The following is a 7,790-nucleotide window of genomic DNA, read 5'->3' as shown; positions in this document are numbered from 1 at the left end:
CACCCCACTAAGAGGCGCGGTCGACGGGGCATAACAAACTAATTCGTCGACTATGACACACTGTTGAGTTCTCAAGAATCACACGCACACCGGTAGAACAACAGACATCTCGTCTCAGCCAGTCCGGCGGCTTCAATTCGTTTTTTGTTTCGCTTTGTTCTTCGTGCTGAACCCTAGCGGATCCCGTTTCGCTTTCGCAATTCGGCGGCTAACCCGCTTTCCCTGCTCCAGCTATCCGGATTCAATCCCGCTTCCGGTTCTGCCTTTCAGACTTTAGCTGAGCCATTCTCGCTTTCGCAATTCGGCGCGTTTCGCGCTTTCTTGCTTCAAGCTGTTGGCTTTATCGCCGCTGTCCTGGAGGACTTTAGTGGCCTTCGCTCTAATCACCAATTCGGGAGACCCGAAGGCTTTTCAGTGCTCAACCCACCCACACCACAGCCATGATCATCTGATCTGAATCAGATCGTGAGTCCTGCGGCAGATCCTGAGACCCGCTGCCAGAACACCCTGGCTCGAGCGATGCTCGAAGAGTGAAGGTGGCCGCTCCGGGGCCGGAAGCCCGCCCGAAACTCGCGCTTGCTTCCCGCCGCACCCTGGCGACTCGGAGAACACTACACACACCCTGACGCCGTTTCAAATCGCCAGGGCAACTTTTTTCATGCGATGTTCTGGGCCCACTCTAGACCCCTGGACAAGGCTCGTGGTCAGGCCGACGCGAAGAGCTCGACGGGGTTGCCGGCCGGGTCCTCGATGACGGCCTGGGTGCCTCCGCGGCCGTCGACGTGGCCGGTCCGTACTCGGGCACCGGCGGCGCTGAGCCGCTGGACCTCCCCGTCGACGTCGGGCACCTCCAGCTGGATGCGGTTCCATCCTCCGGGGGTCGGCACCGTGCCGTCGTCGGCCGCTTGGCCGGCGCCACCACTGCCGGGGGAGTTGAGCATCAGCCTCAGACCGTGGCCGCTCAGCATCGCGAAGCCACCGACCTTGGGGCCGACGTCCTCGAAGCCGAGCTCGCGGTAGAACGCGACGGCAGCTGGGATGTCGTCGACGATATAGCGGAATCCGGGAATCATCTTTCTCTCCTCTCTGCGACAGTACTGTTGCATAGTAGGCTCGGGGCATGGCTACTCGTCAAGGGCAAACGGATCCTCGCGTGGTGCGCAGCCGCGAGCGGGTGCTCGAGGCGGCGCTCGCGGAGCTGGCCGATCGCGGCTTCGGAGGGTTCAGCATCGACGGGGTGGCGAAGCGGGCCGGCGTCGCCCGGAGCACGATTTACCGACTCGGGCACGACCGGGTCAGCCTGGTCGCGAAGGCGATGGAGACCCTCAATGTGCAGCCGCGCCCGGACGCGGGTGGTCTGGACCCGAGAGCCGATGTGGTCGCGATCGTCGCTCATCTCGCCTCCGCCATGCAGTCGTCCCTGATGTCCGACTGTCTCCCCGCCGTGCTCGACGGCGCCGAGCGCGACCCCGGCCTGCGGGAGCTGCACCACAGCTACAGCACGCAGCGACGTACGCGGCTGGTGGATGCGCTCATCCGGTTGCGGGAGTCGGGACAGGCTGTCGGGGATCCGGAGCGGGCGGCAGAGGCGCTGGCGGGGGCGGTGTTCTACCGGCGACTGATGACGCCGTCGCCGCTGCGTACGGACGAGGTCGAAGGCTTGGTGGCGACGGTCCTGGGCAGCGATTGACCTTCTGCTGCTCAGCCGGCACCGAGGGTCTTCAAGGCATCACCGTCGATCCGGTGGACCTCCCACTCGTCCTGAGGGACCGAGCCGAGGGAGCGGTAGAAGGCGATCGATGGCTCGTTCCACTTGAGCACCCACCACTCGAGGCGGCGCCAGTCGTTCTCGACGCAGATCTCGGCGAGGCGTACGAGGAGGGCCTTGCCGGCGCCCGCGCCGCGGTGGACCGGGTCGACGAAGAGGTCCTCGAGCCAGATGCCGTTGCGGCCGGTCCAGGTGGAGAAGGTGACGTACCAGACCGCGATGCCGATGACCGTGCCGCCCGTTCCATCCGCTCCATCAGCCTCGGCGACGAGGCAGTGCGTCGTCGGCGTACCGGACTCGGGAAAGAGCGCCGTGGTGAAGTCGGCCTCCGTGGCCTCGACGGCGTCTGGCTCCTTCTCGTAGTCGGCAAGAGCGTGGACGAGACGAAGGATCTCGGGTACGTCGGCAGGAGCCGCATCGCGAATGGTGACGGTCACGCTGCTGATCGTAGTGGCGGAAACAGGTCGCCCTCCCTGAGCAGTGCTCGGGGAGGGCGACCTGTTGGCAGCTCAGACGGTGTCAGAGCTTGGAAAGCTTGGGGAAGGGACTGGCGATGCGCACCAGCCGGGGACCGAAGTCGACTGTGACTGCGGCCGTTTCTTTGTTGACGACCCGACCCAGGCCGAATGAGTCGTGGGAGACCATGTCTCCGGACTCGAACTGCTCAATGACCGGCTCGGGATCAGTCTTGAAAGGACTTGCGGCGAAGTGTCGCCGCCGGGGGGTTGAGGTAGTCATCCCTTCGAGTATGTGGCCTCACACACGGATAAGGGAATGCACAGGTTGGTCACAATGACCTATCAGCTCGTTCAGCGGACGGCGCGTAGTCGGCCTTGTCGTAGCTGGCACTGAGGCGGTAGCGGGCAGAGATGCTGGGCCAGTTGGTGGTGATCCGGCCGTTCTTCTCCCGATACCAGGAGCTGCACTTGCTCCAGACGCTCCCGGCCAGCTGGCCCTGGATCTTGGCGTCGTAGGCCTCCTCGACCTCGTCCCTGACCTCGAGCGGGTGGCCGGCCTGACGGATGTGGTCGGCGTACCTGCCCAGGTAGCGGGCCTGGGTCTCGAGGAAGTAGATGATCGAGCCGCCACCGGTGTTCGTGTTGGGTCCGTACATGATCAGCAGGTTGGGGAAACCGGGGACGGTCATGCCGTGGTAGGCGTGGGCACCGTCCTTCCAATGGGTGTGCAGGTCACGGCCCTGGGTGCCGGCGATGACCATGGGCGCGAGGAAGTCGGTGGCCTTGAACCCGGTGCCCCAGATGATCACGTCGGCCTCGTGGAGCCGGCCGTCGTCGGTCCTCACACCTGCCGGAGTGATCTCGGTGATGTCGTCCGTGACCACATCGACGTTGGGCTGCGCGAGGGCGGGCAGATAGTCGTCCGCGAACAGGATGCGCTTGCAGCCGAACGCGTAGTCGGGCCACACCTGGGCGAAGAGCCCCGGCTTCGCCGCCGTCTGTGCCTTCATGTGGCGCTTGGACCAGGCGCGCATGGCCGCGCCGAACGGCTTCACGTGGAAGGAGGTGGTGAGCCACTCGGCCTGCGCCCAGATCTTCACCCGCTCGACGAGCCGGCGGGCGGCGCCGGTGGGCTCGGTGCGCTCGAAGTCCTTGCGCGGGACGATGTAGGGCGCCGAACGCTGGAAGAGGGTCACCCGCTCCGCGCACTTCTGCACCTCGGGCACGAACTGGATGGCGCTCGCGCCGGTGCCGATCACCGCCACCCGCCTGCCCTCGAGGCCGAGGTCGTGGTTCCACTCCGCGGAGTGGAACGCGGTCCCCTCGAACGTGTCCGCGCCGGCGATCTTCGGGATCGAGGGCCGGGAGAGCTGGCCGACAGCGGGGACGAACAGGTCGACCGTCTCGGTCTCCCCGGTGCTGAGGTCGAGCTGCCAGGTCCTCGCCTCGTCGTCCCAGCGGGCGGCGGTCACCTCGGTGTGGAAGCGGATGTGGCGGCGTACGTCGTACTTCTCGACGACCCCGTGGATGTAGTCGAGGATCGCGGGCTGGCGGGAGAACTTGTGCGGCCAGCGCGGGTTGGGCTCGAAGGAGTAGGAGTAGAGGCTGGAAGGTACGTCGCAGGCGGCGCCGGGATAGGTGTTCTCCCGCCACACGCCGCCCACGTCGCCGGCCTTCTCGAACACGACGATGTCGTCGTGGCCACGCTTCTTGAGCTCGATCGTGGCGGCCAGGCCGCCGAAGCCGGTGCCGATGACTGCGATGCGCAAGGTGGTCCTCCGAGGCCGGTGACTGCGATGTGACCGCGACCATACCGGGAGAATGTCAATCCTGCTGGTCGGTGGACTCGGCGAGGTCCTTGATGGCGCGGAGCCTGGTGTCCCAGGCGCGACCGATGCGGTCGAGCTCTCGGGCGAGGGCGTTGAGGCGGGAGCCGACGGCGACATAGACGATCTCGCGGCCGCGGCGCTCGGCGGTGACGAGGCCGACGTCGGCGAGTACGTCGAGGTGCTTGACGATCGCCTGGCGGCTCACCGGGAAGACCCGGGCCAGGGCGGAGGCGGACATCGCCTCCTGCCCCAGCCTGGCCAGGATGTCCCAGCGCGTCTGGTCCCCCAGCGCCGCACACATCACGGGAAGCTCGGTCATCGTGGTCACGCACGCGCCTCGACGTACGTCTTCGCGACGGCGAGCTCCTCGGCCCAGCCCTTGTCGTTGCCCTCGCGCTCCTTCAGCCAGACGGCGGGGTCCTCGGACAGGGTGGAGAAGCCGCTCTCCAGGACCTTGAGGGTCACCCCGCCCGCGGGGTTGGCCTCGACCCAGAACTCGACCAGCGTGCCTTCGCTGACCTCGCGGTAGGGCGTACCCAGCCAGCGGAACGCGGCATAGCGAGGCTCGTCGAGCTCGACCGTACGGAATCGGAACTCGCCCATGGTGGGGTCTGTGACGACCGAGACCTCGGTGCCGTCATCGGCTGTCTCGACGCGGATGGCGGGGTCGTCCTCGACGCTGCCGTCGTTGATGTACCAGCCCGGCCGGGTCACCAGCGCCCAGACCTTCTCGGCCGGGGCGTCGATGTCGATCTGGCGGCTGATGCTGTCGAGCTCGGCGAGCTCTTCGGCGGTGTGAGTGGTGCTGCTCATGGTTTCCTCCTCGATAGGTGAAGTGCAACCTCAGTGTTGCACTTCACCTATCGATATGCAACCCGTTGATTGCAGGTCGCTAAGGCGGCCCGTCAGCCCTTGGCGTGGAAGATGCCCCAGGCGAGGTTCCCGGCGCGGCCACCGTCGACCCAGTGGCGCAGGCCGATCTTCATCCGGTCGAGGTACTCCTCGCTGACCTGCGCGGTGATCTCCTCGTGGCGGCGCTCGGTCTCCTCGAGGACCCGGCCGTAGTGGGTCGTCAGCTGGTCGGTGTGGTCCTCGAACGTGACGGTCTCGAGGCCGAGCCTGCTCAGCTCGTGCCGATAGAACCCCGGCGACCCCATCGAGTCCAGGTGCAGCCGCTCCAGGATCGGCTTGAGCACCTCTCTGCCGGCCCCGTCGGCGGCCATCGGGTCGGTGAAGACGAGCTCACCCTTGGGCGTCAGCACCCGGTCGACCTCCTGCAGGACACGTACGCGATCTCCGGAGTGCAGCATCGCGTCCTGGGACCAGACGACGTCGAAACGGTTGTCCTCGCAGGGGATGTCCTCGAAGGAGCCGTCCACGACCTCGATCAGGTCGCCGAGCCCCTGCTGGGAGCTGAGCTCGCGGTTGCGCTGGTTCTCGACCTCGGAGAGGTTCAGGCAGGTGACGTGACAGCCGTACGTCCGGGCCAGATGGCGCGCGGCGCCGCCGTAGCCCGAGCCGATGTCGAGGACGCGGGTCTCGGGAGTCAGCGTGACCGTCTCCGCCATCCGCTGCACGGTGCGGCGGCTCGCGCCGGCGATGTCCTCCTCGGGCTGGTCGTAGAGGCCGATGTGGATGTCCTCGCCGCCCCAGATGGAGAAGTAGAAGTTGTCCGCGTCATCGGAGTTGTAGTAGTCGCGGGCGACGTTGACGGCGGTGGAGTAGGCCGTCTCGTCGGGCGTCTCGGCGTAGTTCTTCTCCGCGACGTGGACGAGGAAGTCGGGGTCGTCGTCGACGAACGTCTCCTGGAAGTCGCCGAAGGTCTCCACGCGCTGGAAGCCGACCTCGCGCAGCAGCCGGCGGGTGTAGTTCTTCCGCAGCGGGAACATGTTGAGGTGGTATTCGGAACCGTCCGGGAAGCTGTAGCGGAACCGGGCCAGGCCGTCGTCGATGTGCTCGGGCTCGGCGCTGACCTCCTCGCCGCAGTAGTAGTAGGTGTGCTTGCTGGAGAAGCCGTTGTCCAGCATCGAGTCATAGTTGCGCTGGTCGAGGATCAGGATGCCGTCGTGCTTGAGCACGGCGTAGAACTCGGCCAGCGCCTTGCGGCGGTCGCGCTCGGAGAAGAGGTGGGTGAACGAGTTCCCGAGGCAGATGACCGCGTCGTACTTCTCATGCACGTCGCGGTTGAGCCAGCGCCAGTCGGCGTGGACGACGCGGAGGATGTGGCCGCCGTACGTCCTGCCGTTGTCGAACGCCTTGGAGAGCATCTTCGGGCTGCCGTCGGCGCTGGTGGTGTCGAAGTTCTCCTCGACCAGACGTACGGAGTGGAAGCCTGTCCCGGTCGCGACGTCGAGCACCGACTTCACGTTGTGCGCCTTCAGGAGGTCGACGAAGAAGCTTCCTTCGCTCTCGTAGCGGCGCTTCCAGTCGATGAGCTCGTCCCACTTGTCGACGAAGCCGCCGATGTACTCATCGGTGTAGTGGTCCGACTCACGCACGGCGGTCGGGTCTGCACCGAAGTCCTGACGCAGGTCGTCCTTGCTCGAGCGGTCGGTGGGGGCGTTCTCTACTGCGGTTGTGGCGCGATCCATTTGCCTTCTTCTCCTCGGTTGCTTCTTGGGGAGCGGACCGAGGAAGGCGTCGCCATGTCATGCGCTTACGGCGGACGCGGGGATTGCCTTCTCCCGTCCGGGGCGGACATGTGCAGGCAATCGCCATTGATTACCGGCGTGTGCATCACCGTAGGCCATCTGGTTGTCGGCGCAAGTCGGTTCGCCGAGCACTTAACGTTGAGTTCGCCTGGAGGCCTTCCATGCGCTCACGCGACTTGCCGCGCTCACGCGCTGTCGCTGGCGGATGAGACGCCCCATCGCCAATCTAATTAGGTTCGGCTAACCTAAGGGCATGATCGTCTGCCAGTGCCGAGTCGTCACCGACCGTGACGTCGACGCTGCCCTGGCCGACGGGGCGCGCACGGTCAGCGCGATCTGCCGCTCGACGGGAGCCGCGCAGGACTGTGGCTCCTGCATCTTCTCGGTGAAGAAGATCGTCACCGAGCACGTCGCGCAGGAGTGCTCGCACCTGGCAGCCGACGGCGCCGCGAGCTGACGCACGCAACCGGTCACAAACTGAGTCTGTCCTCACTACCGGGGTGCCGTGCCAGTATCGGGAAGATCCCGATCTTGGAGGTTCACCATGCAGCCGGTCGATCCACGCGTCGTCGAGCTCCTCAACGAGGCGCTCACGTTCGAGCTCACCGTCACCAACACCTATTTCCTGCATGCACGCATGCTCGACAGCTGGGGTCTGCCCAAGCTCGGAAAGGTCTTCTACGACCTATCCATCGACGAGATGCGTGACGCCGACGACCTGATCAACCGGATCCTGATGTTCGACGGCCACCCCAACGTGCAGCGGCTCAACGCGATCCAGGTCGGCGAGACCGCGGAGGAGATGCTCTCCCTGGCCCTGGGCAGCGAGCGCGCCGCGGTCGCCCAGTTCAACGCCGGCGGCGAGGAGTGCCACCAGCTCGGCGACCACGGCACCGCCGCGGTCTTCGAGGAGATGGTCCGCGACGAGGAGAAGCACGCGGACTGGTTCGAGGCCCAGCTCGACGCGATCAAGCTCGTCGGCGCCCAGGCGTACCTCGCCCAGCACGTCGCCGCGGGCGAGGGTCCCGGCTGATCGAGGCGGTCGCGGTCATGGCGCCGAGTCGGCTCGTCATGACGAGCCGAC

10 protein-coding genes are annotated in these 7,790 nt (G+C 66.1%); 3 read left to right on the top strand and 7 right to left on the bottom strand.

From position 1 onward, the window contains the following. Positions 1-704 precede the first annotated feature (704 nt). A complete protein-coding gene (locus ACRDPS_RS25730) occupies positions 705-1,073 on the bottom strand; it encodes a VOC family protein (protein WP_431504513.1) in 369 nt (122 codons plus the stop codon). A gap of 47 nt (positions 1,074-1,120) precedes the next feature. Here ACRDPS_RS25730 and ACRDPS_RS25725 point away from each other — a divergent pair, with 47 nt between their 5' ends. Then, entirely contained in the window at positions 1,121-1,690 is a 570-nt protein-coding gene (locus ACRDPS_RS25725) for a TetR/AcrR family transcriptional regulator (RefSeq protein WP_431504512.1), read from the top strand. 11 nt (positions 1,691-1,701) lie between these two features. On the opposite strand, the gene ACRDPS_RS25720 is transcribed toward ACRDPS_RS25725, so the two are convergent. The 6 genes from ACRDPS_RS25720 to ACRDPS_RS25695 form a co-directional block, all read right to left on the bottom strand. Continuing rightward, positions 1,702-2,205 (bottom strand): N-acetyltransferase family protein, encoded by a 504-nt coding sequence (locus ACRDPS_RS25720; protein ID WP_431504511.1) that lies wholly within the window; start codon positions 2,203-2,205, stop codon positions 1,702-1,704. A gap of 82 nt (positions 2,206-2,287) precedes the next feature. Beyond that, a complete protein-coding gene (locus ACRDPS_RS25715) occupies positions 2,288-2,506 on the bottom strand; it encodes a hypothetical protein (RefSeq protein WP_431504510.1) in 219 nt (72 codons plus the stop codon). A 49-nt stretch (positions 2,507-2,555) separates the two neighbouring features. Then, a complete protein-coding gene (locus ACRDPS_RS25710) occupies positions 2,556-3,995 on the bottom strand; it encodes a flavin-containing monooxygenase (RefSeq protein ID WP_431504509.1) in 1,440 nt (479 codons plus the stop codon). Positions 3,996-4,050: 55 nt separating this feature from the next. Next, complete coding sequence (locus ACRDPS_RS25705; RefSeq protein ID WP_431504514.1) at positions 4,051-4,374, bottom strand: ArsR/SmtB family transcription factor; 324 nt, start codon at positions 4,372-4,374, stop codon at positions 4,051-4,053. Positions 4,375-4,379: 5 nt separating this feature from the next. After that, positions 4,380-4,868, bottom strand: a complete 489-nt coding sequence (locus ACRDPS_RS25700; protein ID WP_431504508.1) for an ATPase — start codon at positions 4,866-4,868, stop codon at positions 4,380-4,382. A gap of 92 nt (positions 4,869-4,960) precedes the next feature. Next, positions 4,961-6,646: a methyltransferase domain-containing protein gene (locus tag ACRDPS_RS25695; protein WP_431504507.1), complete on the bottom strand. Its 1,686-nt coding sequence runs from the start codon at positions 6,644-6,646 to the stop codon at positions 4,961-4,963. A 313-nt stretch (positions 6,647-6,959) separates the two neighbouring features. Here ACRDPS_RS25695 and ACRDPS_RS25690 point away from each other — a divergent pair, with 313 nt between their 5' ends. Continuing rightward, positions 6,960-7,163: a (2Fe-2S)-binding protein gene (locus ACRDPS_RS25690; RefSeq protein ID WP_431504506.1), complete on the top strand. Its 204-nt coding sequence runs from the start codon at positions 6,960-6,962 to the stop codon at positions 7,161-7,163. A gap of 87 nt (positions 7,164-7,250) precedes the next feature. After that, positions 7,251-7,739, top strand: a complete 489-nt coding sequence (bfr, locus tag ACRDPS_RS25685; RefSeq protein ID WP_431504505.1) for a bacterioferritin — start codon at positions 7,251-7,253, stop codon at positions 7,737-7,739. The last annotated feature ends 51 nt before the right edge of the window (positions 7,740-7,790 follow it).

This window comes from Nocardioides sp. (assembly GCF_050699375.1).
In the GTDB taxonomy this organism is placed as follows: domain Bacteria; phylum Actinomycetota; class Actinomycetes; order Propionibacteriales; family Nocardioidaceae; genus Nocardioides.
Note: the sequence above shows the minus strand (reverse complement) of the source record. Positions and strands in the feature narration are given on the sequence as shown.